This is a genomic window from Rheinheimera sp. (genome assembly GCF_030824435.1).
In the GTDB taxonomy this organism is placed as follows: Bacteria; Pseudomonadota; Gammaproteobacteria; order Enterobacterales; family Alteromonadaceae; genus Pararheinheimera.
In genome coordinates this window covers 1-22,700 of the sequence record NZ_JAVBXS010000057.1, presented here as the reverse complement: position 1 = coordinate 22,700, position 22,700 = coordinate 1, and the positions used below count along the sequence as shown (strand labels likewise).

General features: G+C 50.1%; 23 protein-coding genes and 1 pseudogene. 22 read left to right on the top strand and 2 right to left on the bottom strand.

The genetic code is table 11. The features are described from left to right. Positions 1–95 (bottom strand): 30S ribosomal protein S20 (gene rpsT / locus RCH83_RS12295; RefSeq protein ID WP_306522483.1); only part of this gene is annotated, 95 nt, incomplete at its 3' end. 74 nt (positions 96–169) lie between these two features. On the opposite strand from rpsT, the gene murJ reads away from it, so the two are divergent. The 19 genes from murJ to RCH83_RS12200 all read left to right on the top strand — a co-directional run bounded on the left by murJ (position 170) and on the right by RCH83_RS12200 (position 19,664). Next, positions 170–1,846, top strand: coding sequence for a murein biosynthesis integral membrane protein MurJ (gene murJ / locus RCH83_RS12290; RefSeq protein WP_306522481.1), 1,677 nt, complete (start codon positions 170–172; stop codon positions 1,844–1,846). Positions 1,847–1,896: 50 nt separating this feature from the next. Next, positions 1,897–2,829, top strand: coding sequence for a bifunctional riboflavin kinase/FAD synthetase (gene ribF, locus RCH83_RS12285; RefSeq protein ID WP_306522479.1), 933 nt, complete (start codon positions 1,897–1,899; stop codon positions 2,827–2,829). A gap of 54 nt (positions 2,830–2,883) precedes the next feature. Further along, complete coding sequence (ileS, locus tag RCH83_RS12280) at positions 2,884–5,712, top strand: isoleucine--tRNA ligase (RefSeq protein WP_306522477.1); 2,829 nt, start codon at positions 2,884–2,886, stop codon at positions 5,710–5,712. Then, positions 5,712–6,206 carry a signal peptidase II gene (lspA, locus tag RCH83_RS12275; protein WP_306522475.1) on the top strand — a complete coding sequence of 165 codons (495 nt, stop codon included), beginning with the start codon at positions 5,712–5,714 and terminating at the stop codon, positions 6,204–6,206. Before ileS ends, lspA begins: the two co-directional genes overlap by 1 nt. 13 nt (positions 6,207–6,219) lie before the next feature. Continuing rightward, the gene (gene fkpB / locus RCH83_RS12270; RefSeq protein ID WP_306522473.1) at positions 6,220–6,651 is read left to right on the top strand and encodes an FKBP-type peptidyl-prolyl cis-trans isomerase; all 432 of its coding nucleotides are present in this window, start codon (positions 6,220–6,222) and stop codon (positions 6,649–6,651) included. Positions 6,652–6,653: 2 nt separating this feature from the next. Continuing rightward, positions 6,654–7,583: a 4-hydroxy-3-methylbut-2-enyl diphosphate reductase gene (ispH, locus tag RCH83_RS12265; protein ID WP_306522471.1), complete on the top strand. Its 930-nt coding sequence runs from the start codon at positions 6,654–6,656 to the stop codon at positions 7,581–7,583. Between the two features lie 11 nt (positions 7,584–7,594). Beyond that, entirely contained in the window at positions 7,595–8,641 is a 1,047-nt protein-coding gene (locus tag RCH83_RS12260; protein WP_306522469.1) for a sensor histidine kinase, read from the top strand. After that, entirely contained in the window at positions 8,641–9,357 is a 717-nt protein-coding gene (locus RCH83_RS12255; protein ID WP_306522467.1) for a LytTR family DNA-binding domain-containing protein, read from the top strand. Before RCH83_RS12260 ends, RCH83_RS12255 begins: the two co-directional genes overlap by 1 nt. Positions 9,358–9,504: 147 nt before the next feature. Beyond that, complete coding sequence (locus RCH83_RS12250; RefSeq protein ID WP_306522465.1) at positions 9,505–10,077, top strand: GspH/FimT family pseudopilin; 573 nt, start codon at positions 9,505–9,507, stop codon at positions 10,075–10,077. A 29-nt stretch (positions 10,078–10,106) separates the two neighbouring features. Beyond that, entirely contained in the window at positions 10,107–10,589 is a 483-nt protein-coding gene (gene pilV / locus RCH83_RS12245; protein WP_306522463.1) for a type IV pilus modification protein PilV, read from the top strand. A 2-nt stretch (positions 10,590–10,591) separates the two neighbouring features. Next, positions 10,592–11,554 carry a PilW family protein gene (locus tag RCH83_RS12240; protein ID WP_306522461.1) on the top strand — a complete coding sequence of 321 codons (963 nt, stop codon included), beginning with the start codon at positions 10,592–10,594 and terminating at the stop codon, positions 11,552–11,554. A gap of 1 nt (position 11,555) precedes the next feature. Continuing rightward, on the top strand, positions 11,556–12,056 hold the full coding sequence (locus tag RCH83_RS12235; RefSeq protein ID WP_306522459.1) for a PilX N-terminal domain-containing pilus assembly protein: 501 nt from the start codon (positions 11,556–11,558) through the stop codon (positions 12,054–12,056). A 25-nt stretch (positions 12,057–12,081) separates the two neighbouring features. Next, complete coding sequence (locus RCH83_RS12230; RefSeq protein ID WP_306522457.1) at positions 12,082–15,381, top strand: pilus assembly protein; 3,300 nt, start codon at positions 12,082–12,084, stop codon at positions 15,379–15,381. Positions 15,382–15,390: 9 nt separating this feature from the next. After that, positions 15,391–15,813, top strand: coding sequence for a type IV pilin protein (locus RCH83_RS12225; protein ID WP_306522455.1), 423 nt, complete (start codon positions 15,391–15,393; stop codon positions 15,811–15,813). A gap of 88 nt (positions 15,814–15,901) precedes the next feature. After that, positions 15,902–16,381, top strand: coding sequence for a prepilin-type N-terminal cleavage/methylation domain-containing protein (locus tag RCH83_RS12220; RefSeq protein WP_306522452.1), 480 nt, complete (start codon positions 15,902–15,904; stop codon positions 16,379–16,381). Between the two features lies 1 nt (position 16,382). Continuing rightward, complete coding sequence (locus RCH83_RS12215; protein WP_306522449.1) at positions 16,383–17,324, top strand: PilW family protein; 942 nt, start codon at positions 16,383–16,385, stop codon at positions 17,322–17,324. Positions 17,325–17,341: 17 nt separating this feature from the next. After that, complete coding sequence (locus tag RCH83_RS12210) at positions 17,342–17,710, top strand: hypothetical protein (RefSeq protein ID WP_306522447.1); 369 nt, start codon at positions 17,342–17,344, stop codon at positions 17,708–17,710. Further along, on the top strand, positions 17,710–19,251 hold the full coding sequence (locus tag RCH83_RS12205; protein WP_306522445.1) for a hypothetical protein: 1,542 nt from the start codon (positions 17,710–17,712) through the stop codon (positions 19,249–19,251). The genes RCH83_RS12210 and RCH83_RS12205 overlap by 1 nt, the downstream gene beginning before the upstream one ends. Further along, on the top strand, positions 19,251–19,664 hold the full coding sequence (locus tag RCH83_RS12200) for a type IV pilin protein (protein WP_306522443.1): 414 nt from the start codon (positions 19,251–19,253) through the stop codon (positions 19,662–19,664). The genes RCH83_RS12205 and RCH83_RS12200 overlap by 1 nt, the downstream gene beginning before the upstream one ends. A gap of 90 nt (positions 19,665–19,754) precedes the next feature. Here the strand turns inward: RCH83_RS12200 and RCH83_RS12195 are convergent, their stop codons facing one another. After that, complete coding sequence (locus tag RCH83_RS12195) at positions 19,755–20,300, bottom strand: GspH/FimT family pseudopilin (RefSeq protein ID WP_306522440.1); 546 nt, start codon at positions 20,298–20,300, stop codon at positions 19,755–19,757. 182 nt (positions 20,301–20,482) lie between these two features. On the opposite strand from RCH83_RS12195, the gene RCH83_RS12190 reads away from it, so the two are divergent. The 3 genes and pseudogenes from RCH83_RS12190 to RCH83_RS12180 form a co-directional block, all read left to right on the top strand. After that, positions 20,483–22,111 (top strand): NAD+ synthase, encoded by a 1,629-nt coding sequence (locus RCH83_RS12190; RefSeq protein WP_306522438.1) that lies wholly within the window; start codon positions 20,483–20,485, stop codon positions 22,109–22,111. A 9-nt stretch (positions 22,112–22,120) separates the two neighbouring features. Next, positions 22,121–22,459, top strand: a complete 339-nt coding sequence (gene glnB, locus RCH83_RS12185) for a nitrogen regulatory protein P-II (protein ID WP_031567605.1) — start codon at positions 22,121–22,123, stop codon at positions 22,457–22,459. 4 nt (positions 22,460–22,463) lie between these two features. Beyond that, positions 22,464–22,700, top strand: a pseudogene (locus RCH83_RS12180) (hypothetical protein); the annotation flags it as partial.

Below are 22,700 nucleotides of genomic sequence, written 5' to 3'. Positions count from 1 at the left end.
ATGAAAGTACGCATCATTGAGCGCTGACTTGCGTTTTGCTGACGACGCTTTTCTGATTGAATAGCGCGTTTCTTAGCAGACTTAATGTTAGCCAAGGTAACACTCCTAAAAACTAAACCGGGACTCTTTAAAGGCCGCATAATATGCCTATTTTGTAGGCCCTTGTCAAATGATTTTACGAGCGCAAAGCAGAATTAAATCCTTGTTGTACTGGTATTCACAAGACGCTCAGGCGACAATAGCAAGCCAGCAGGAAAAGGAGGGTTTTGTGTCAGCTAAGTTATTAAAATCAGGCATGATTGTCAGTGTAATGACATTAATTTCGCGCTTGCTTGGTCTGGTCCGTGATGTCGTAACCGCTAATGTGCTGGGGGCCGGTGCTATGGCTGACGTCTTTCTGATGGTCAACCGCATTCCGAACTTTTTACGGCGTTTATTTGCCGAAGGTGCGTTTTCTCAGGCTTTTGTGCCTGTGTTATCTGAAGTCAAAGCCAAACACGGTGATGACGCTGTGCGTGAGCTCATGGCTAAAGCTTCAGGGACTCTGGGTCTGATAGTCACTGTCGTGACTCTGCTTGGTATGATTGGCTCCCCTGTGCTGATGGCGCTGTTTGGTATGGGCTGGTTTCAGGATTATTTGCAGGGCAACTCTGATGGTGAAAAATACCAACATGCCAGTTTTTTATTAAAAATCACTTTTCCATATTTATGGTTTATTACTTTTGTCGCGTTATCCGGCGCCATTCTGAACACTTACAACAAATTTGCCGTGGCGGCTTTTAGTCCGGTGTTTCTGAATATTGCCATGATAGCAGCCGCCTTGTTGTTAACACCTTACATGGACGATGCATCCACTGCCTTAGCCTGGGGGGTATTTTTAGGTGGTTTGTTGCAGTTTGTGTTTCAGTTGCCTTTTTTGGCCAAAGCCGGTTTGTTGGTCAAACCGCGCTGGGCCTGGAAAGATGAACATGTCACCCGGATCCGGACCCTGATGTTACCTGCTTTGTTTGGGGTGTCGGTCAGTCAGATTAATTTACTGCTTGATGCTGTCATTGCTTCTTTTCTGATGACAGGCTCAGTCGCCTGGTTGTATTACTCTGACCGTTTATTGGAATTTCCGCTTGGCATCTTTGGTATTGCTATTGCCACTGTGATATTGCCAAGTTTGTCGCGTCAGTTTGCCACCGATGATCAACATGAATTTAAACGCACATTAGATTGGTCTGTCAGCCTGATTTGTTTATTGGGATTGCCCTCGATGGCGGGCTTAATAGTACTGGCTGAACCCATTTTGCTAACGGTGTTTGCGCACGGTAAATTTACCGCCTTTGATGCCAGTCAGAGCAGTTTAAGTCTGATTGCCTATGCATCGGGCTTAGTGCCTCTTATGCTGATTAAAGTGCTGGCACCGGCTTTTTATGCCAGACAAGACATTAAAACCCCGGTGCGTATTGGTATTATTGCCATGGTCGCCAATATGGTGTTTAACCTGATGCTGGCGCCTTTTATCAGTTATGTCGGCCTTGCACTGGCCACCGCCTTGTCTGGTTCGTTAAACGCCTGGTTGTTATATCAGGGACTAGTCAAACGTGATATCTACCGGATCAACAGCACCACCTTGTGGTTGCTTGGTAAAGCCATGCTGGCAGCGGCATTGATGGCCGCTTTAATGTTCTGGTGTTCACCTTCATTGCACGGCTGGCTGAATATGGCTTTTGCCAGCAAAGCCTTGACCCTATTGTGGCTGGTGCTACTTGCAGTGCCGGTGTATTTTGGCCTGCTCTGGCTGTTTGGCGTGCGTTTGAGTCAGCTGAAAAGACAGACAATTGCTGAAACTAAAAGCTGATGCAGTTATAATCGGCCGTTTAGACAGCAACACAGAGTAGTTAATCCGGCATGGAGCTAATTCGCGGCCTGCATAATATCAAACCTGGTCACCGTGATTGTGTACTGACCATAGGTAATTTTGACGGTGTACATCTGGGACATCAGGCGGTGCTTGCTCAGGTAAAACAGATTGCCGCTGCTTTAAATTTGCCTGCTGTGGTGATGGTGTTTGAACCGCAGCCACTGGAGTTATTTAAGCCAGAAGCTGCGCCAGCGCGCCTGACCCGCTTTCGTGAGAAGTATCATTGGCTCGCCAGGCTGGGGTTAGACCGACTGCTTTGTGTCAATTTTAATGCTGACTTTGCAGGACAGGACCCACAAGGTTTTATCGAGCAGTTATTGCTTGGCAAACTCGGGGTGCGCCATTTAATAGTGGGTGATGATTTTTGTTTTGGCAAAAACCGCGCCGGGAACTATGCCTTGTTACAACAGGCCGCTGCGCAGTTTGGTTTTGGCCTGACCAGCACAGCCAGCTTAAAACAAGATGATAAAAGAGTGTCCAGCACTTTGATTAGACAAGCGCTGGAACAGAATGAGCTTGAGCAGGCTGAGCAGATGTTGGGGCGGCCGTTTTCGTTAATGGGGCGGGTGCGCCATGGTGAAAAAGTCGGGCGTCAGCTCGGTTTTCCAACGGCCAATGTCTGGTTATACCGCAATAAATTGCCGGTACGGGGTGTGTATGCCATTGAAGCTTTGACTGCTCATGGCCATTTTCACGGTGTTGCCAATATAGGGGCGAGACCGACGTTGCAGGGCAAACAAGAACAGCTGGAAGCGCATTTTTTTGATTTCCAGGGGGATTTATACGGTCAGCAGATTGAAGTGCTGCTGCGGCATAAAATCCGCGCTGAGCGCAAGTTTGCGTCGCTCAACGAGTTACAACAACAAATTCAGCTGGACGCTGCCGCGGCGCGGCAGTTTTTCAGCAACAAAAACAATTAAAATTTGCCGGCACGCCAAAGCGGGTCAATACAGAACTAACACGGAAATAAACGGATGACAGACTATAAAGCAACGCTGAACTTACCGGATACGGCTTTTGCCATGCGCGCCAACCTGGCGCAGCGTGAACCGCAAATGCTGGCGAACTGGACCCAGGCCGACTTATACGGTCAAATCCGGGCCGCTAAAAAAGGCAAAAAAACCTTTATTCTGCACGACGGCCCGCCGTACGCCAACGGCAACATCCACATTGGTCACGCGGTCAACAAAATTCTGAAAGACATTATTGTAAAAGCCAAAACGCTGGATGATTTTGACGCGCCTTATGTACCTGGCTGGGACTGCCATGGTCTGCCGATTGAGCTGGTGGTAGAGAAAAAATACGGCAAACCAGGTGTGAAGTTATCTGCGGCAGAATTTCGTGAAAAATGCCGTGAATACGCTTTAACGCAAATTGAAGCGCAAAAAACTGATTTTATCCGCTTAGGTGTATTAGGGGACTGGAACAATCCATACCGTACTATGGATTTTGCTTTTGAAGCCAATATTATCCGATCTTTGTCACGTATTATCGAAAATGGTCATTTACAACAAGGCTTTAAGCCGGTGCACTGGTGTACCGACTGCGGTTCTGCTTTGGCTGAAGCTGAAGTGGAATATCAGGACAAAGTCTCTCCGGCCATTGATGTGCGTTTTGCTTTTGTTGACGAAGCCGTTGCCGACAAATTTGACCATCCAGAAGGTCATCGTGGTCATGGCCCGGTATCAGTGGTGATCTGGACCACAACCCCCTGGACTATTCCGGCAAACCGCGCCGTTGCGCTGAATGCCGAGTTAAATTACAGCCTGGTGCAGGTCGAAGAAGGCCCGAATGGTGCTGAACGTCTGGTGCTGGCAACTGATTTAGTCAAAGACGTGATGGCCCGTGCCGGCATTGAAAAATACCATGCCTTGGGTTTTTGCAAAGGTGCCGCGCTGGAGCTGGCGCAGTTAAAACACCCGCTGTATGACTTTAACGTGCCTGTGGTGCTTGGCTCTCATGTCACGACAGATTCAGGTACCGGTGCTGTACACACTGCACCTGGCCATGGTCAGGAAGACTTTGTGGTCGGTCAACAATATGGCCTGGAAGTGGCGAACCCTGTGGGCGCCAATGGTGTGTATCTGCCGGACACACCACTTTTTGCCGGTCAGCATGTTTTTAAAGCCAATGACTCTGTGGTGGAAGCGTTAAAAGCCGCCGGTGCGCTGTTGGTGCATAAAGCTTATAACCACAGTTACCCGCATTGCTGGCGCCATAAAACGCCGATTATTTTCCGTGCCACGCCGCAATGGTTTGTCAGCATGGAACAGGCCGGTTTACGTGCCAAGTCATTGAGTGAAATTGAAAATACCCGTTGGATCCCAGACTGGGGTCAACAGCGTATTGAAAAAATGGTGGCAGGTCGTCCGGACTGGTGTATTTCCCGTCAGCGCACCTGGGGTGTGCCTATTGCACTTTTTGTCGACAAAGACACAGGTGCTTTGCACCCGAATACCAAAGATCTGATGGAGCAGGTGGCAAAACTGGTTGAACAACAAGGCATTCAGGCCTGGTTTGATTTAGATGTTGCCACTTTGTTAGGCGCCGAAGCTGCACAGTATGTCAAAGTGACTGACACCCTGGATGTGTGGTTTGACTCTGGTGTCACCCACGCTTGTGTGATTGACCCTCGCCCTGAATTTGGCGGCGCCACTCAGGCCGATTTATATTTAGAAGGTTCGGATCAGCACCGCGGCTGGTTTATGTCATCGTTAATGACCGGCGTTTCTATTAAAAATCACGCACCTTATAAACAAGTGTTAACCCACGGTTTTACCGTAGACGGTGAAGGCCGCAAGATGTCGAAGTCTTTAGGCAACGTGGTATCGCCGCAGGATGTGATGAACAAACTGGGCGCCGATATTCTGCGTTTATGGGTTGCCACCACCGACTACACCTCCGAAATGACAGTGTCGGATGAAATCCTGAACCGCGCCGCTGATAAATACCGCCGTATTCGCAATACCGCCCGTTTTATTCTGGCCAACCTGAATGGTTTTAACCCGGCCACTGATTTAGTGCCGCTGCACGAACTGGTAGAGCTGGATTTATGGATGGTGCAACGCGCTGCAGCGCTGCAACAGGAAATCATTGCCGATTATGACGATTACCAGTTCCATCAGGTCAGTCAGAAATTAATGAACTTCTGTACTGTTGAGCTTGGCAGTTTTTATCTGGACGTGATTAAAGACCGCCAGTACACCGCCAAAACTGACGGTTTGGCCCGTCGTTCTTGTCAGACGGCGCTTTATCATATTATTGAAGCTATGGTGCGCTGGATGGCGCCTGTGATGAGTTTTACCGCGCAGGAAATCTGGGAAAGTTTGCCAGAGCGTAGCGAACCCTTTGTCTTTACCGGCGTCTGGTACCCGGGTTTTGCCGCTGTGCCGGCAGGTAAAGTCGATGATGCCTTCTGGCAACAGTTATTGCTGGTGCGTGACGAAGTGAACCGGGTCATTGAAACTGTGCGTAAAGAAGGCCGTATTGGTGCTTCTTTACAGGCTGAAGTGACCTTATATGCAGATGCAACTCTTGCGCAGTCCCTGCGTCAACTGGGTGATGAGCTGCGTTTTGTGCTGATTACTTCAACAGCAACAGTGGCTGAAGGTGCTGCCCCTGCCGATGCTATTGCCACTGGCATTGCCGGTTTGCAGGTGCAGGTGCATACCTCAACGGCAGCTAAATGTGATCGCTGCTGGCATCATCGTCACGATGTCGGTGCCAATGCCGCTCATCCGCTGATTTGTCTGCGTTGTGTCGACAACGTTGAAGGTGCAGGTGAACCGAGGATCTTTGCATAATGGTGTTATTTAAAGAGTCCGGCTGGCGTTTCTGGTGGCTGGCGCTTCTGGTGCTGGTCGCGGATCAGCTGACCAAAATCTGGGTGTTGCAGCGTTTTGAGCTGGGTGAATCTATTCAGCTGTTGCCGGTATTTAATTTTACTTATGCCCGCAACTATGGCGCCGCTTTTTCGTTTCTGGGTGATGCCGGTGGCTGGCAACGCTGGTTGTTTACGCTGATCGCCGTGGTGGTATCCATCGTACTCAGTGTTTGGTTATCGAGGTTACAACGGGCCGAATGGAAATTATCGCTGGCGCTGGTGCTGATTGTTGCCGGTGCTATCGGCAACCTGATTGACCGCAGCCTCTATGGTTATGTTGTTGATTTTTTACATGTTTATTATCAAGAGTGGCATTACCCTGTGTTTAATATTGCCGACTGCGCTATTACCATTGGCGCAGGCCTGTTGATTTGGGACAGCTTTTCACCCGATGTGGTAGATAAAACTAAATAAGAGTGGTTGAGTTATGTTGATTGGAGCTGGCAGTACTGTCATTTTTCACTTTGATATCAAACTGTCTGATGGCAGCGCCGCAGAAAGTACAAGGGTGCATAACAAACCGGCAAGGTTGCAGATGGGTGATGGTTCTTTGTCACCGGCTTTTGAAGCTGAACTTGCGGGTTTAGCTGCCGGTGATAAAAAAACTTTTACGCTGGCGCCTGAAGATGCTTACGGCATGCCAAACCCGGATAATATTTATTATGTCGACCGCAGTAAGTTTTCCATGGAAGCGCCGGCTCAGGTTGGCATGATCGTTGGTTTTGCCATGCCGGATGGTTCTGAATTGCCGGGTCTTATCCGCGAAGTAGTGGGTGATTCAGTGACGGTAGATTTTAATCACCCCTTGGCCGGCCAGACGCTGACCTTTAACGTTGAAATTGTGCAGGTAACAAACTAAAGATGGATATTTTTCTCGCCAATCCCCGTGGTTTTTGTGCCGGTGTTGACCGTGCTATCAGCATTGTTTCCCGCGCTTTAGAGCTGTACGAACCGCCGATTTATGTACGCCACGAAGTGGTACATAACAAGTTTGTGGTAGACGGTTTGCGTCGCAGCGGTGCGGTCTTTGTTGACGAACTGGATGAAGTGCCGGATGGCAACATTGTGATTTTTTCCGCTCATGGTGTGTCGCAGGCGGTGCGGGAAAATGCCAAACAACGGGGTTTAAAAGTATTTGACGCCACCTGTCCACTGGTGACTAAAGTGCATATGGAAGTGACCCGCGCCAGCCGCAAAGGGGTGGAGTGTATTCTGATTGGTCATGCCGGCCATCCTGAAGTGGAAGGCACTATGGGCCAATACGATAACCCGGCCGGTGGTATTTATCTGGTGGAGTCGGTGGAAGATGTCGAACAGCTGGAGGTGAAAAACCCGGCTGATTTGTGCTTTTCCAGTCAAACCACCTTGTCGGTGGATGATACCGCTGATGTGATTGATGCACTGCGGAAAAAATTCCCGGATATTGAAGGCCCGCGTAAAGACGATATTTGTTACGCCACGCAAAACCGGCAGGATGCGGTACGTGAACTGGCGGCTAAAGTGCAGTTATTGTTGGTGGTTGGTGCCAAAAACAGCAGTAACTCCAACCGCTTACGTGAGCTTGCTGAAAAAATGGGCTGCATAGCTTATTTGATTGATACCGCTGCTGATATTCAGCAGCAGTGGTTGGCGGATGTAAAAGCAGTGGGTGTGACTGCCGGTGCTTCAGCGCCAGAAGTGCTGGTGCAACAAGTGGTGCAGCAACTGACAGTCTGGGGTGGCAAACAAGTGATTGAACACCCGGGCCGTGAAGAAAACGTGGTCTTTGCTGTACCGGCAGAACTTCGTTAAGGAACAGCAGCATGACAGCTCAATCGGCGTTAAATCTGCAGTTTGAGCAATTGTTGCCGGCTTTTTGCCAGGGCCGTATTGTGGTGCGTGTGCTGGTATTGGCACAGGCGCTGGCCATTTTATTGTCGCTGGCGCCCACCCTGGATCAGGATTTCTGGGCCCGCCTTGGTTTGGTGTCTTTGTTTGTGCATTGGGTGGCTTTATTAACAGTTGCCTTGTTGTGTCAGTTTAAAAAACCTTTATTACATCTGCCGCCGCGGCAACTCAGTGGCGTAGCCCTGCTGTTATTATTGCTGGTGACCCTGCTGGTCAGCACTGCGGCTTTTATGTTGTTGAGCCATCATGGCTGGCAAAGTCGCGCCGATTATCTTGCTTTTATTTTGCAAACCATGCTGATTGCGTTGTTGGTCGGCGGTATGGGCATACAGCTATTTGCGCTTTATATTGAGCACAGCTGGCGTTTGCAGGCGCAATCACGTTCAGAACTGGATGCTTTGCAGGCAAGGATAAGACCACACTTTTTATTTAATAGCTTAAATACTGTGGCAGAGCTGACCCAGCAGGATCCGGCTGCTGCTGAAGCGGCGTTATTGGATCTTGCCAGTTTGTTCCGTGCCGCGCTAAATGCCGGTACTGTGGCTGAGCTTGAGGAAGAGCTGGCGCTGGCAAAACGTTATCTGGCGCTGGAGCAATGGCGGCTTGGTGACAGATTAAAGCTGCAATGGCAGGTGCCGGCGCAATTGCCAAAAGCGCAGTTGCCCTGCCTGACGTTACAACCGCTGCTGGAAAACGCAGTACATCACGGGGTGGAGCGTTGCCATAAAGGTGGCACCATTAGTGTTGAACTGCTGTTATCCAATGCATTTTTAACCATTTTGGTCACCAATCCATTGCCTGAATTGCCGGGGCGTGGCGGCAATGGTATGGCGCTGGACAACATCAGACGTCGGCTGGAGTTGCAATTTGGTGCAGCAGCCAGGCTCAGCACCAGCACCCAACAAGGTGAATTTCGCGTCAAGCTGGTGGTCCCATTGATCACTACTGTCGGGAATGTCTGATGAAAATTCTGCTTGTTGATGATGAACCTTTAGCCAGAGCCAGATTACAACGCCTGTTGTCGGCTTTTGCTGAGCATCAGGTGGTGGCAGAAGCCAGTGACGGCGAAACAGCCCTGGCACTGGCTGCCAGTTTACAGCCCGACCTGGTGTTTCTTGATATTAAAATGCCGGGCCGTGATGGTTTAAGTGTGGCGGCTGAATTGTTACATCTGCCGTTGCCACCTGCAGTGGTGTTTCTGACCGCTCATCCACAACATGCGCTGGAGGCTTATCAGGTGGCGCCTGCCGATTATCTGCTGAAGCCTGTCAGTGCTGAACAGCTGGCGGCCACTTTGCAACGTATTGGCCTCACCACCAAAGCTCATCTGCAAAAACAGCAGTCGCAGCAATGGTTAAGCTACAAAAGTGGCAACAGTTTACAAAGGGTTGAGCTGCAACAAATGTTCTACCTGCAGGCTGAAGACAAATATGTCCGTTTTGTCTTTGCCGGCGGTGAAGCTTTAAGTGATCTCAGCCTGAAACAGCTGGAAGAGCAGTTTGGGCAAGAGCTGGTGCGTATTCACCGCAATACGCTGGTGTTAAAACGTCGGATTAAAGCCCTGCACCATCAGAGCGACGGTAAACATCTGCTCGAACTCTGGCAGTGTAGTCAGCGGTTGGAAGTGAGCCGGCGTGAGCTGGCAAAAATCCGGCAGTTGCTGGCGGGGTCGCTGTAAAAGTCCATTTTTTCTCTTGTTACCGTTTGTCGGCTGTTGTTACCGCTGGTCAGAAAAGGCTGTTATTTCGCCATCTTGTTACATTAAATTACGCTTCGGCAACAAATATGTTGCCTGTGCTAATCAAGTGACAAGGGAGATTTTGCAGTGCCGGTGAAACAACAGCAGTATCAGCGTGGCGTCACCTTAATTGAATTGCTGGTTGCGATGACGGTGCTTATTGTCAGTCTCAGCATTATGTTGCCTTCTTTTAGCTCCCTGATCAGCGGTAATAAACTCAGTGGTCAGACGGATGAAATCCGTACCGCGTTGGTTTATGCCCGCAGCGAAGCCATCCGGCTGAATCAAGCCGTTGTTTTTTGTCACTCCAATAACAATATGACCTGCACTGTGCCGGCAGCCAGCGGCTGGGAAGGCTGGATAGTACAAACCGCAGCTGTTGCCATGGCTGCGCCTACAGTACCGGCTTTGCGTTCGGGTTTGTTTCCGCAGGCACCGATGAAAGTCAGTTCAGATGCCAGCCTGGCGGCTGCAGGCCATGCCGTTCGTTTTACCCCTCAGGGGTTGGCCAGAATGCCTGCCAACAATACACCTTTGTCGGCACAAATCCGCTTTTGTGTCGCCCAACCACAAACCAAGCCAAATATCCGTGATCTGCAGTTTGACTCCGGTGGCCGTATTCAGGTGTTGTCGTCCGATGCTTCGGGTGTTTGCACCTGATCGGAAAACTAATCATTGAGGAATTGTCGATGAAATTGAATCTTCGCCGCGGGCAAGACGGTTTGAGCGCCCGCCTGAAACTGCAAAAAGGCGTATCCCTGCTGGAAGTGCTGATTGCGGTGTTGGTGCTTTCTGTTGGTTTATTGGGGGTTGCCGGTTTGCAGACGGCCAATATCCGTAATACGCAAAGTGCCCACCAGCGCACCATGGCGGTGTTATTAGCCAGCAGTATGGCTGAGCGCATCAGGGCCAATGCGGCAGCTGCCGGCAACGGCAGTTTTGTGTTGCCATTACAATGCACTCAGCTGTCCGCCGGCGCTTCCATTCAGAGTGTTGAGCAGTCCAACTGGCTGAATGAAATTCTGACCACCTTTGGGGACTCCGGCACCAGTTGTGGTGGTGTGACTTATAACGCCGGCACACGCACTTACATTGTGACAGTGCAATGGGATGACTCCAGAGCGCTTGGCGGCAGCACCACTATGACCATTACCCACGTGGCAAGGATTTAATCATGTTCCGGACTTTTCAAAGGGCGCAGGGTTTTTCTCTGACTGAACTGATGGTGGCGCTGCTGCTTGGCACCTTTTTGGTGGCCGGTGTGATTGGGGTTTATATCTCCAATCAGACAACCAACAGAGTGAATCAGCAAATCAGTCAGTTACAACAAGCCAGTCAGGTCAGTTTTCAGCTGTTAAGTCAGGATATCCAGCATGCCGGCTACTCAGGTTGCAGTAACGTCATGGTGCCTCAAGTGTTTAATGCTCTGAATCCGCCACTGGACTGGTGGAACAACTGGACTGGTGGTTTACAGGGGTTTGAATTTGGCGCTTTTCCAAACTTCAGTAATGGCGCTGTGGTGCCACTGGCCAATACTGATGCGCTGATGGTGATGTATGGCCGTGGTATCAGTGCTTCTGTGGTTTCGCATAATGCCGCCGGCAACCCGGCCATGACGATTAATCAGAATCTGGCAGGCATAGTCGCCAACGATATAGTGATGTCCTGCGACTCCAAATGGGGGCTGATTTTTCAGGTGACAGCAGTGGCAGGCAATGCCCTGAGTCATGCGGTAGGCGCCGGTACACCGGGCAACCGCATCCTGCAGTTTGGTGTAGCGCCCAATGGCACACCTTATCAGCGCAATATCAGTAGTGATGCCGGTTTTGTGATGCCAATGGAGTCGGCGGCCTGGTTTGTCGGCACCCGCAATAATCTGAATTCGTTGTACCGGGTGGTGGTGGTGGCAGGTCAGCTCCGGGTGGAAGAAATTATTCCGGGGGTTGCCAACCTGCAATTGCAGTATTTGCAAAGAGGCAACGCCAACTATGTGGATGCGCCTGCTGTTGTGGACTGGGAAACTGTGATGTCGGTACGGGCGGTGTTAACCCTGGAAGACAATATCAAAACACCAATGGCCCTTGGCATGCGGCAAATCAGTCAGGTTGTTAATTTACGCAACAGAAGGGAGATTTGAGATGAAACACTCAAGATCCAACAGCCGCGGTATGGCGTTAGTGATCAGTTTATTATTGTTGGTTGCCATGACGTTGCTGGCAGTCAGCGCGATGCGCAGCACCACTTTGCAGGAAAAAATGGCGGCTAATTTTAACGACAGGGAAATTGCCAAACAGGTAGCAGAAGCGACAGTCAGGCAGGTGGGGGCCACCTTATTGCCACCACCAGCCGGGTCTGGCTGGTATCGCGCAACCTTACCGGCACCGGTGGCCGGAGCCCCGGATTTATGGCAGGACCCGGTGGCTTGGGCCAACCGCGGCCAGGTTGCGTTGGCGGTAAATGGCAACAACTACACAGGTGAATTTATGGTGGAAAACCTTGGTATGTGGCCGGATCCACAAAATCCAACCTGTAAAGTGACAGACCCATTGTGTGAAAAACAAACCTACCGGGTGACGGCCAGAACAGCTCCAGTGGCAGGCCGCGCCAGTGTAACCATCCAGGCTATCTGGCGGATCTAAGCAAAATGATTGCAGGAGAACAATGATGTCATTTGCGAAAAAACCTTTTGCTGTCCGCGGCCAGTGGCTGCTACTCGGTGCTTGTTTTGCTGTAAGTACAGCACAAGCTGCAGTGGATATTGCTCAGGCACCGCTGGAAACAGGGACTGCGGTAGCGCCAAACCTTTTGTTTATTCTGGATGACTCCGGCTCAATGCGCTGGGGTTTTATGCCGGATGAACTGGATACAGACTTTAACCTGAGTCATGATTGTAGTGGATCAACAATTAACTACGCCGGTGCCAAAGCGCTGGCCTGCAGTGCAAGTGGCCGCAAATATCTAGCTTCCAGTCAGCTCAATACTGTCTATTTTGACCCGACAGAAGATTATCCGCTACCACTACAGGCCGATGGTGTGACGCCTTATCCTGAACCCTCTTTTGATGCGGCCCCCAATAATGGCTATAGCCCTACTTCGGGAACAGTCAATTTAAGCAGCCAATATTACGCGTTAATTGCCGATTTTTATTATCCAAACCGTAATGGCACTTATGGTTTTGCTATTAGTGGCAGTGCCAGCAACCGGACTGCGGGTCCGGCCTTTTATTTTAAATACAACACTGGTTGTACTTCGGCTGAACGCAGCGACAGTTGCTATGAGTACGTCAATGTTGCAAATCTTGGGGCTGCTGAAAAACAAAAATTCGCCAACTGGTTTTCGTTTTACCGTACCCGGCTGATGTTGGCCAAGGCCGGTGTTTCAGGCGCTTTTCAAAGTCAGTTAACATCTATGCGTGTTGGTTATGGTGCTATTAACAGCGGTGTTGTGACCGCCGATGTTGCGCCTTTTGGCGGTGGCAATCGTAGTGGTTTTTTCAGCTGGTTACATGGCAAAAAAGCCGACGGCGGCACCCCTTTGCTGGCTGCTCTTGATAAAGCAGGTCAATATTATCAAAGCGACAAACCCTGGCTTACAGTGCCATCAGATCCAAACTCGGCAAAATTAGAATGCCGGCAGAATTTTACCATTCTGATGACGGACGGTTATTACGACGGCACAGTGGACGCGGGTGGCAATCAGGATGGTACTGATGGTGTCACTATGACGGGGCCAAATAACCCGGATTACACTTATCAAGCCAGCGACCCGTTCCGGGATGGTTACGGCAATACGCTGGCCGATGTGGCGATGAAATACTGGAAAAACGATTTGCGCCCTGACATGGAGAATTCAGTGCCTGTGCCAATGCCAAATCTGAACCCGGCTTTCTGGCAACATATGGTGACCTTTGGCGTGGGTCTTGGGGTGACGGGTACAGTCACCGCAGAGCAGGGCTTTAATGCCATCGGTGGTAAAAGTGCGGTGAACTGGTGGGGCGGTAGTGAAAAACAAAACAAAATTAACGATTTATTGCATGCCAGTGTCAATGGTCGGGGTGGTTTTTTCAGTGCCAATAAATACAGTGTTTTTTCCACAGGTCTTGCCAATACCTTAGCCAATATTTCAGCGCGGGCAGGCTCAGCGTCCAATATCGCCGCTACGGCCATTAACTCTTTGCAAACCGAATCCAATGTCTATCAGGCGCGTTTTGTTGCAGGTGATTGGGCTGGCGATTTATGGTCTTACAAAGTGGATGATGTCAGTACGCCAGTGTGGAAAGCCAGTGAACAATTGCCAGCGCCTGCGGCCCGTAACATTTGGTTTGGCAGTAGTAGTGGCGGCGCTAAGTCTTTTGTCTGGAGTGAGATGAGTGCGGCCGAGCAAAAAGCCTTTAACAATGATCAGACTTTGATTGACTATATCCGGGGTGATCAGGCCAGAGAAAAGAAAAACGGTGGATTGCTGCGTGACAGAACCAGCTTGTTGGGTGACTTAGTGAACTCTTCGCCTGAGTTGGTTTCTGCGCCTGTAGATATGAGTTATCACAGGTATAGCTGGGCTGGTGCTGCGTCATATCGCAGTTTTCTGGAAGGCAGTGTAAAAAGACGCACCCCGGTGATTTATGTGGGTGGTAACGACGGTATGTTGCATGGTTTTAATGCCGACACCGGCCGGGAGCTGCTGGCTTTTATTCCGGCTGCTGTAATGGCGCCACTGAGCGGCAGTAATGGTAAGGCCAACATCCTGAAAAAATACTCGGAACAAAACTATCAGCATGCTTTTTCGGTTGATGGTTCACCCACAGTGGTGGATGTTTATGATGGTAACAACTGGAAAAGTGTGTTGATTGGTAGTCAGGGCCGTGGTGGCAATGCGCTCTTTGCGCTGGATGTAACCAGCCCTGACAGTTTTAGCGGCAACAATGTGTTGTGGGATAAAACTTTTGCTGAATTGGGCGTTTATCTTGGTGAGCCCCAGGTATTCCGGCTGGAAAGCGGACATTGGGCGCTCATTGCAGGTTATGGCTATAACAACAGTACTGAACAGTCCGGCCTTCTGGTGATCGACATCCTGAGCGGAAATATCATTAAAAAACTGCCAACTGGCAAAGGCACGTCCACCGACACCAATGGCATGTCAGAAATCAGTACTCTGGATATTGATAATGACGGCAATGTCGATTGGGTATATGGCGGCGATTTACATGGTCATGTCTGGAAGTTTGATCTGTCGGCGGCAAACGAAGCCGGCTGGACTATCGCCAATAATGGTCAGCCTTTGTTTTCGGCCACCAATAGCGCCGGTAAACGCCAGATGATTACCGGCGGCATACTGGCCAATGTGGATCCGAAAACCGGCAAAGCCTGGTTGTTTTTTGGCACCGGACGTTATTTAAATCAGGATGATCCGTCAAATCCCGACCAACAAAGTATGTACGGCATTATGGATGGCCCTGCAGTAGCATCCAGAGCCGAGCTGGATGCTCGTGTTATTACCACTGTGGGTGATAAGCGGGTGGTCAGTTATGCCGCAGGCCTGACAACAGGTAAAAAAGGCTGGTATATGGATTTGGTGGACGCTCACGAACGTATTGTTGATATGCCTTCAATGTTGGGCGGCGATTTAGTGCTCAATACCACTATTCCCGATACCAATGTGTGTAACCCAAGTGGTTCAGGTTACATCATGGCGTTGTCGGCTTATAGCGGCAGCAGGTTGAAAAAAGTCTTTTTTGACAGCTCAAAAGATAAAAACTTTGATCATGCCGATAAGGTACAGGTGTCAGGCACTGCCACTGATGTCAGTGGGATCAGAGTTGGCAGTTTAAACAGCGTGGTTACTTTTGCCAAAAATGGCAATAATGTGCTGGCGCTTGCCAATTGTGACGGCGTCAATATGTGCGGAACCGCAGTCAATGCTTCAGTGGCCCGGCAGATGTTGTCCTGGCATGAAATCAGTAATTAAGGAGTGAAGATGCGCCGGCAGCAGGGTTTTAGTTTAATGGAAGTGATGGTGGTGGTGGCTATTGTTGGCATTATTGCGGCAGTGGCGATGCCGGCGTATGCCAAATACGTACTGGAAACCAGGCGTGCCGCAGCAACTTCCTGTATGAATGAACTGGCGCAGTTTATGGAACGGGTTTATACCGGTTCGATGAATTATGGTCAGTCCAACGGGGTTGCCACAGTGTTACCGCAAACCAGTTGCCGTATTGATCTGGATAACTTTTATGCTTTTAGCCTGAATGCTGCTGCTCAGACTTTTGTGTTAACAGCAGCACCAAAAGGGCCACAATTAAAAGACATCAGTTGCGCGACTTTAACCTTAAATCAGGCTGGGCTCCGCACTGCGGCCGGCTCTAACACTGCAACAATAGTCCGCAAATGCTGGGGTTGATGCAGGGTTAAATTTCAGGGTAAGTTTGATTTTTTGTTTTTAAGTTGTAAATTTAAGGTAATCATTTTGGTGTAAGGATACACCGGCAATGAAAGGATTCACCTTATTTGAGTTATTGATCTGCTGCCTGCTGTTTAGTCTTGGCATGCTTGGCGCCCTGAGTTGTCAGATTTATGCCAGACAGCAGGTACTGCAAGCCCAACAACGTCTGATTGCAGCTGCGGTAGCTGCCGATGTGATGTCATCCCTGCAGTCGGTTGCAGCCAGCTCCAGCCATTTTCAGGCCGATATTCAACAAAAACCAACAGCGGCACCTTGTAACAGCGCAGGCTTATGCGACCCGCAGATGCTGCTGCAAGCGCAGCTCACCGCAAGTGTCGGTCCTCTTTTTGCACCTTCAGCTTTGTTGCCTCAGGCACAACTTTGTATTCGCAGCAGTGCTGCCGGCCCGGCAGTCAACCTGAGCTGGCAACCGCTGCAACAAGCGTCATTTCAGCGTAAATCTGCTTTGTGTCCGGTCAGGCCAGGTCATTTCCAGCTGGAGTTGTTACCGGGGCGGGGACTTTAACATGGCAGGCATTATATGCCAGCGTGGCTGGACTTTGATTGAGATGCTGATTGCTATGGCACTGAGCCTGTTGTTGACACTGCTGCTGGTCAATAGCTGGCAGGTAAATTATCAGGCGTTTAAACAAACCAGCCAACTGAGTGAACTCCAACAAAGTGGGCAGTTTGTGCTGGGTTTTTTCCAGCAGGAACTGACGAATCAGAATTTCTGGGCTGGTGCCAATCCCGGCTTATTGCCGGCGCCATCAGCTATTACAGTGCAGGGAGATTGCCGCAGTGCACTTGATAGTGGCAGTTTTCCAAAGGCTTCTGCAGTTTTTGTCCCAGTGCTTGCCGGTACTGTGGGGGCAGTTCATACCCCGGATTGTATTGCCTCAATGCACAAAGGCTCAGGTTTTTTACAATTAAAACGCTTGGCGGGGGCTCCGCTGACTGCCGCTCAGACTAAAAATAACAGAGTGTATTTACAACAAAAGGGTCGGCAATACCAATTTGTCAGTCAGGCATCGGGCGGTGCTCAGTTTACCTATTGGCCATATTTGCATCAGTTATTTTATGTAGCCTTGCAGACGCAGGGTCAGCAGCAAGTGCCGGTGCTGATGCGTAAACGACTGGTGCGCCAGGCCAGTGGCCAGCTGACGATGGACACAGATTCGGTGCTGGATGGGGTGGAAATGTTGCATTTCGACGTCGGTATCGACAGCAATTTTGACGGTCAGGTGGACTATCTCAGTGATATGGACCAAATCTCTGCCGATGTCTGGCAGCAACGCAGTGGTCAGGTATTGCAGCTGCGTTTTTTTGTGCTGGTACGCAGTACGATACCGGACAAACACTATACCAATGTGCAGCAGTACGCCTTGGGACAACGGCTGTTCCAGGCACCTGGTGATCATTATCGCCGCTTGTTGGTGTCCAGCGCAGTCACCTTTCACAACTATTAACTGAAGGAGCAATCAAGATGCAGGCCAAAGGATTTGTGCTTGTTGTCTGTTTGTGTTTTATCGTGATGGTCAGCGCTATGGCGTTCAGCGCTTTGACTATCAGTCAACTCAGCCAACGGATAGGTATAGCAGGGCAGCTGCAAACGCAGCGTTACCTGACGATGAAAGTTAAACATCTACGCCAGTTACAGCAGCTGGCCGCAGCGCCACAACCCGGAGCTACCAGTATTACCTGCCCGCCACAGTGGGCGGTCTGGAGTGACACCAGCCAGCAATGTCAGTTGTTACAGCTGGCGGATACCGCTACAGCGCCGGATGAAGCTGAACCCTGGGGGACTTTGGTATGGCGGCGGGACTTAGCGTCCGTTGTTGCAGGAGGTGTGTGATGAACAAATGGACTCTTGGGCTTTGGTTGATCACAACCTTGTACACTTTGACCACGCCTGCTCAGGCATTTGCAGCAGGGACGGCGGCGGCAACTATACGCTTTTATCAGCCACAAGCTGATTTAAGTTATCAGGAGCTGGCTGCAACGCCGGCTATCACCGGCGCTTTTTGTGCAGCGCCCCGTCCGGATACAGTACCACTGCCGTTTAACAACAGCGCAGGTCAGCCAATCTGGCTGCAGCTTGGCAATGAACAGGGCAATCTGCGCTGGTTTGGTGCTGAAGCTACTGGCGTTTTATTATCTGACACCGTACTACCAGCAACAGGTGTTTTGCCTGAAGCTGATGCTGCCTCTTTAATTGCTCCACCCTTGTTGTTATTGCCCGCAGCAACTTCAGCTAAAACCGGGGCAGCGACGTCTCAGCCACGTGCGGTATCCACCGATGTGGTTTGGCACGATATGGCAGCTGATCAATACCAGCGTGCTGACCTGAGCGACTTACAAGCGCCGCGTTTATTGTGGCGCTGGTCGCCACCCACGGCTCAGCAAAATGCCTGGTTGCAAACACCGGTGCTCGCCTGGCTGGAAAAACAACAAGCGGTGTTATTGATTAATTCTGCAACGGCAGCCAAGCCGGCACTCTGGCTGCTGAGTGCGGCAACAGGTCAGCTTCTGACTGAATTGGATTTACAAAGTGGTTACCGTCAGGGCCAACAAGCTGCAGTTGCTGTTGGCGCGTTAAAGGCGCCACCGGCAACTTTGGACTTGGATGGTGATGGAGCCTTTGATCGGATTTATCAGATTGACGAACAAGGGCAATTATTGCGGCTTGATATGGCCCGCGATTTTAGTTACCAGAGTTCGCTGGTGGCCAACCTGACAGGACAAGGTTTGTCATTTGCCAGCCGGCTGCTTGCAGTCAGAGCCTTGTTGCCGGTACAGGGGGCAACATCACAAAGTGTCAGCAGAAAAGCCGTGGATGTGGTGGTGCTGCTTGCTGAAAGGCAGCAGCAATATCAGTTGATGGTGCTGTTTTTACCGGAACAGATGACCGCGCCTTTATTGTTGGCGGATGTGCAGCAAAACCATCAGCCGGCAGCCGCGGGCACTCAGCTGCCAGCCCGTCAGACGACAAGTCCAGGCAGTGCATTTGGCTGGGTGCAATCCCTGGCAGGACAGCCGCTGGCTTTGCCGGAGATCATCGCTGGTGTGTTGTACTTGCCAATGCAAAGTGTGTCCACCGCTGCTTTAGCCTGTGATAAAGCGCGTCAGGCTGATGTGTTGCTGGCACTGCACTTATATCAGGCGTCCGCTGTATATACCGATCCGGAGCTGAAAATACCGATGCAGCTGCCACTACGTCTGGCAACTCAAAAGGATGGCAGTTTGGCTTTGCAGCAAAGTGTAGATGGTAAGCTGGTGCTGGAAGCGCTGCGTGGTGTTGCGGCTTCATGCGCTGGTTGTACTGAAGTGTTGAATGTTCAGCAATTATCACAATGGCAGCAGCTGGCCACTTACCGTCAGGAAGAGGTGCATTGATGAACAGCACAGCAAATGTTGTTTTTGGTTTTGTCTTGATTGAAATTATGGTGGTGGTGGCGCTGATTGGCATCATTTTGTCTGTTGCAATACCGGGTTATCAGCAGCATGTGTTGAGTAGCTACCGGCGTGAAGCCTGTGCTGAACTGTTAAAAGTCGCCAATATGCAGCAGTTGTTGTTGGCTGAACAATACAGATACAGTGCTGACTTAACAGAATTTGGTTTTCCTGATAGCAGTTATTTGACGGAGTCGGGGCGTTTTCGCATCTCGGCGTTATTAACCAGTCAGGGTTACCAACTCAGTGCAGCAGCAACAGGAGTACAACAACAGGACAAAGATTGTTTGTTATTCCGGTTAGATCAGTATGGTGTTAAAAGCAGTCAACCTGAGACAACTTGCTGGTTACAGTAGCTGGCAAGGTTGAAAAATCCGCTGGACCAGGATGTTTTGTGAACGTATCCCCCTGCAGTTGTGAAGCCGCAGGGGGATTTTTGTTTGTTGTTATTGTGGGCAGGGTGTATCAACATAGTTCAGCTGACTGCGCCCGGCCTGACTGATACTGAGTTTGTAATGCCAGCGGTATTGTTTGGCACAATAAATAAAGGTGCCGTTTTGTAACATGTTTAAACTGCCGTCACGGCGAAATTGCAGTAGTTCACGGTTGTAATAAAGCCAATGGGAGTTTTGCGGGCGATCCAGCTGCTGCAGCTTGGCCAGCACACCGGAACCTGGTGTCTGGCGCAGGATCTGAATTGGGATTTGCCACCACTGATTCACACATTGAGAGCCCTGCAAAGGGCAAAAAGTGACTGTAGTGCCTGAGCTGATGGCTTCCACTCTGGCGTATTGCAGCTGTTGTTTTAATTGCCTCACATAACTTTCAGCCTGTTGTCTGGCCATCATTTCCTGTAAAGAAGGCATACCAATCAATAACAACAGCAAGAGTAAATTCAGCACTATCATCAATTCCAGCAAGCTAAATCCTGCAATAAAACGGCGCTGGCGCTGTATCGCAAAAATGCGGGTGTTGGGTATTTTAAGTGGCATCACAAAATCCTTTTTGTGTCGCGGTGTTAAGTTATAACCATAGCGTAGTTTTAAGCTGCGGCAAATGTGGTGAAATTCGCAGAATTCATTGGTGTTTAAGGCCTTTCACTGCCAATGGCGTTTGAGAATAAGCTGAAAAATCGCTACCATAGCGCGGAATTTTTCTGAACAGGTTAAACCTCATGTCGCAGTCTCTTTCGATCAGTCTGGTGCAACAACAGTTTCCAATAGGCGCAGTGCGGCAAAACGTATTGCGGGTGATTGAACTGGCAGAGCAGGCAGCGACCGATCTGGTGGTTTTTCCTGAGCTGACCTTAACCGGATATCCGCCGGAAGACCTGCTATTTCGTGAAGATTTGCTGCAGCTGGTTGAAACTGGTTTGCTGGATATTCAGGCAGCTGCTTGTGCTGGCGTATTGGTGGTGGGTCACCCCTGGCGCCAGGACGGTGTTTTGTATAACGCCGCCAGTGTGATTCAAAATGGCAAGCTGATTGGCCGCTATTTTAAGCAAGAACTGCCAAATTACGGTGTGTTTGACGAAAAACGTTATTTTACGCCGGGCAATGCCGAAGGTATCTGCACTTTTACTGTTAAAAATCAAACCTTTGCCGTGCTGATTTGTGAAGACGTCTGGCACGGTCATCCGGCGGCAGCTGCCAAAGCAGCGGGGGCGGATTGGGCTTTGGTGCTCAACGCTTCCCCTTATGAAACCGGCAAAATTGCCCAGCGTCAGCACCTGTTAACCACGCTCGCAGAACGTTTAAACCTTGGTTTTGTTTATGTCAATCAGGCGCAAGGCCAGGATGAGCTGGTGTTTGACGGCAGCTCTATGTTGGTGAATCCAACTGGTGAGCTGGTATTACAGGCGCCGGCTTTTGAGCGTGATATTTACCGGGCTCAATTACATAAAACCGCACATCATCTGTCCGGGAGCCACCAGCTTAGCTTACCAGCGCCTTTATCTTTTGAAGGCGAGGTTTATCAGGCGCTGGTGATGGCCACCCGCGATTATATTCAGCAAAACGGTTTCCCTGGCGCTGTGCTTGGCCTTTCTGGTGGTATAGATTCAGCTTTAACCCTCGCTATTGCCGCTGACGCTATAGGCGCTGACAAAGTCCAGGCGCTGATGTTGCCGTTCCGTTATACCTCGTCGATGAGTGTCGAAGACGCCACAGCCCAGGCCAAAACCATGGGCGTTCAGTTTGACATAGTGTCAATTGAACCGCTGTACGACAGCTATATGCAGCAGCTGACGCCGCTTTTTGCCGGTAAAGCTGTGGATACTACTGAAGAAAACCTGCAAGCCCGTTTGCGTGGTGTGCTGTTGATGGCGATGTCGAACAAAACCGGCAAAATGCTGTTAACCACAGGCAATAAAAGTGAAGTCGCTGTTGGTTATTGCACCTTATATGGGGATATGTGTGGTGGTTTTGCGGTGATTAAAGACGTGCCAAAAACTCTGGTATTCCGTTTGGCTGCATACCGCAACGGCATTTCACCTGTGATCCCACAACGTGTCATCGACAGGCCACCTTCAGCTGAGCTGGCGCCAGGTCAGACTGATCAGGACAATTTGCCCCCTTATGATGAGCTGGATGCCATTATTGAAGCTTATCTGGAGCAGGATAAATCGCTGTTGGAGATAACGGCGATGGGCTATGCTGAAGCAACGGTCAGGCGGGTATTAAATCTGATTGATTTAAATGAATATAAAAGACGTCAGTCGGCGGTGGGACCAAAAATCACCAGCCGGAACTTTGGTAAAGACAGACGCTATCCGATCACTTCGGCCATGCGCAAACAGCGGTAGAATCGTTTTATGAAAAAGATTGAAGCTATTATCAAACCTTTTAAACTCGACGACGTACGTGAAGCTTTGGCCGACATTAATGTCACCGGTATGACGGTGACTGAAGTCAAAGGTTTTGGCCGCCAGAAAGGCCATACCGAGCTGTATCGTGGTGCTGAATATATGGTGGATTTTCTGCCAAAAGTGAAGCTGGATATCGTGGTGGCTGACGATCAGGTTGACCGTTGTGTCGAAGCCATTATGAAAACAGCCCAGACCGGCCGTATTGGCGATGGCAAAATTTTTGTATTTGATGTGGAACGGGTGATCCGCATCCGCACCGGCGAAGAAGACGAAGAAGCGATTTAACTTCGTGGTATCCGTCGACAGCGGGGTTGCTACTGCCACAGCACCACCACACAAAGCACCGGACTCTGAGCTGGTGCTTTGTCGTTATTGTGATTTATTACAACAACTTCCAGCTTTAAAAGACGGCGAAGAAGCAGATTGCCAACGTTGTGGCCATGAGCTGGACGCCAGGCAACGCGAGTCGGCACTGCGGCCTATTTTGTATGCACTTAGTGCACTTTTTATGTTGTTGTTAACCAAC

Coding starts and splice junctions, on each gene's coding strand:
- RCH83_RS12205 (WP_306522445.1), top strand. CDS start 17,710: ATGAACAAATGGACTCTTGGGCTTTGGTTGATCACAACCTTGTACACT.
- glnB (WP_031567605.1), top strand. CDS start 22,121: ATGAAAAAGATTGAAGCTATTATCAAACCTTTTAAACTCGACGACGTA.
- RCH83_RS12200 (WP_306522443.1), top strand. CDS start 19,251: ATGAACAGCACAGCAAATGTTGTTTTTGGTTTTGTCTTGATTGAAATT.
- ribF (WP_306522479.1), top strand. CDS start 1,897: ATGGAGCTAATTCGCGGCCTGCATAATATCAAACCTGGTCACCGTGAT.
- ispH (WP_306522471.1), top strand. CDS start 6,654: ATGGATATTTTTCTCGCCAATCCCCGTGGTTTTTGTGCCGGTGTTGAC.
- RCH83_RS12220 (WP_306522452.1), top strand. CDS start 15,902: ATGAAAGGATTCACCTTATTTGAGTTATTGATCTGCTGCCTGCTGTTT.
- RCH83_RS12235 (WP_306522459.1), top strand. CDS start 11,556: ATGAAACACTCAAGATCCAACAGCCGCGGTATGGCGTTAGTGATCAGT.
- RCH83_RS12190 (WP_306522438.1), top strand. CDS start 20,483: ATGTCGCAGTCTCTTTCGATCAGTCTGGTGCAACAACAGTTTCCAATA.
- RCH83_RS12225 (WP_306522455.1), top strand. CDS start 15,391: ATGCGCCGGCAGCAGGGTTTTAGTTTAATGGAAGTGATGGTGGTGGTG.
- pilV (WP_306522463.1), top strand. CDS start 10,107: ATGAAATTGAATCTTCGCCGCGGGCAAGACGGTTTGAGCGCCCGCCTG.
- RCH83_RS12255 (WP_306522467.1), top strand. CDS start 8,641: ATGAAAATTCTGCTTGTTGATGATGAACCTTTAGCCAGAGCCAGATTA.
- ileS (WP_306522477.1), top strand. CDS start 2,884: ATGACAGACTATAAAGCAACGCTGAACTTACCGGATACGGCTTTTGCC.
- RCH83_RS12215 (WP_306522449.1), top strand. CDS start 16,383: ATGGCAGGCATTATATGCCAGCGTGGCTGGACTTTGATTGAGATGCTG.
- RCH83_RS12210 (WP_306522447.1), top strand. CDS start 17,342: ATGCAGGCCAAAGGATTTGTGCTTGTTGTCTGTTTGTGTTTTATCGTG.
- murJ (WP_306522481.1), top strand. CDS start 170: ATGATTTTACGAGCGCAAAGCAGAATTAAATCCTTGTTGTACTGGTAT.
- RCH83_RS12260 (WP_306522469.1), top strand. CDS start 7,595: ATGACAGCTCAATCGGCGTTAAATCTGCAGTTTGAGCAATTGTTGCCG.
- RCH83_RS12230 (WP_306522457.1), top strand. CDS start 12,082: ATGTCATTTGCGAAAAAACCTTTTGCTGTCCGCGGCCAGTGGCTGCTA.
- lspA (WP_306522475.1), top strand. CDS start 5,712: ATGGTGTTATTTAAAGAGTCCGGCTGGCGTTTCTGGTGGCTGGCGCTT.
- fkpB (WP_306522473.1), top strand. CDS start 6,220: ATGTTGATTGGAGCTGGCAGTACTGTCATTTTTCACTTTGATATCAAA.
- RCH83_RS12240 (WP_306522461.1), top strand. CDS start 10,592: ATGTTCCGGACTTTTCAAAGGGCGCAGGGTTTTTCTCTGACTGAACTG.
- RCH83_RS12195 (WP_306522440.1), bottom strand. CDS start 20,300: ATGCCACTTAAAATACCCAACACCCGCATTTTTGCGATACAGCGCCAG.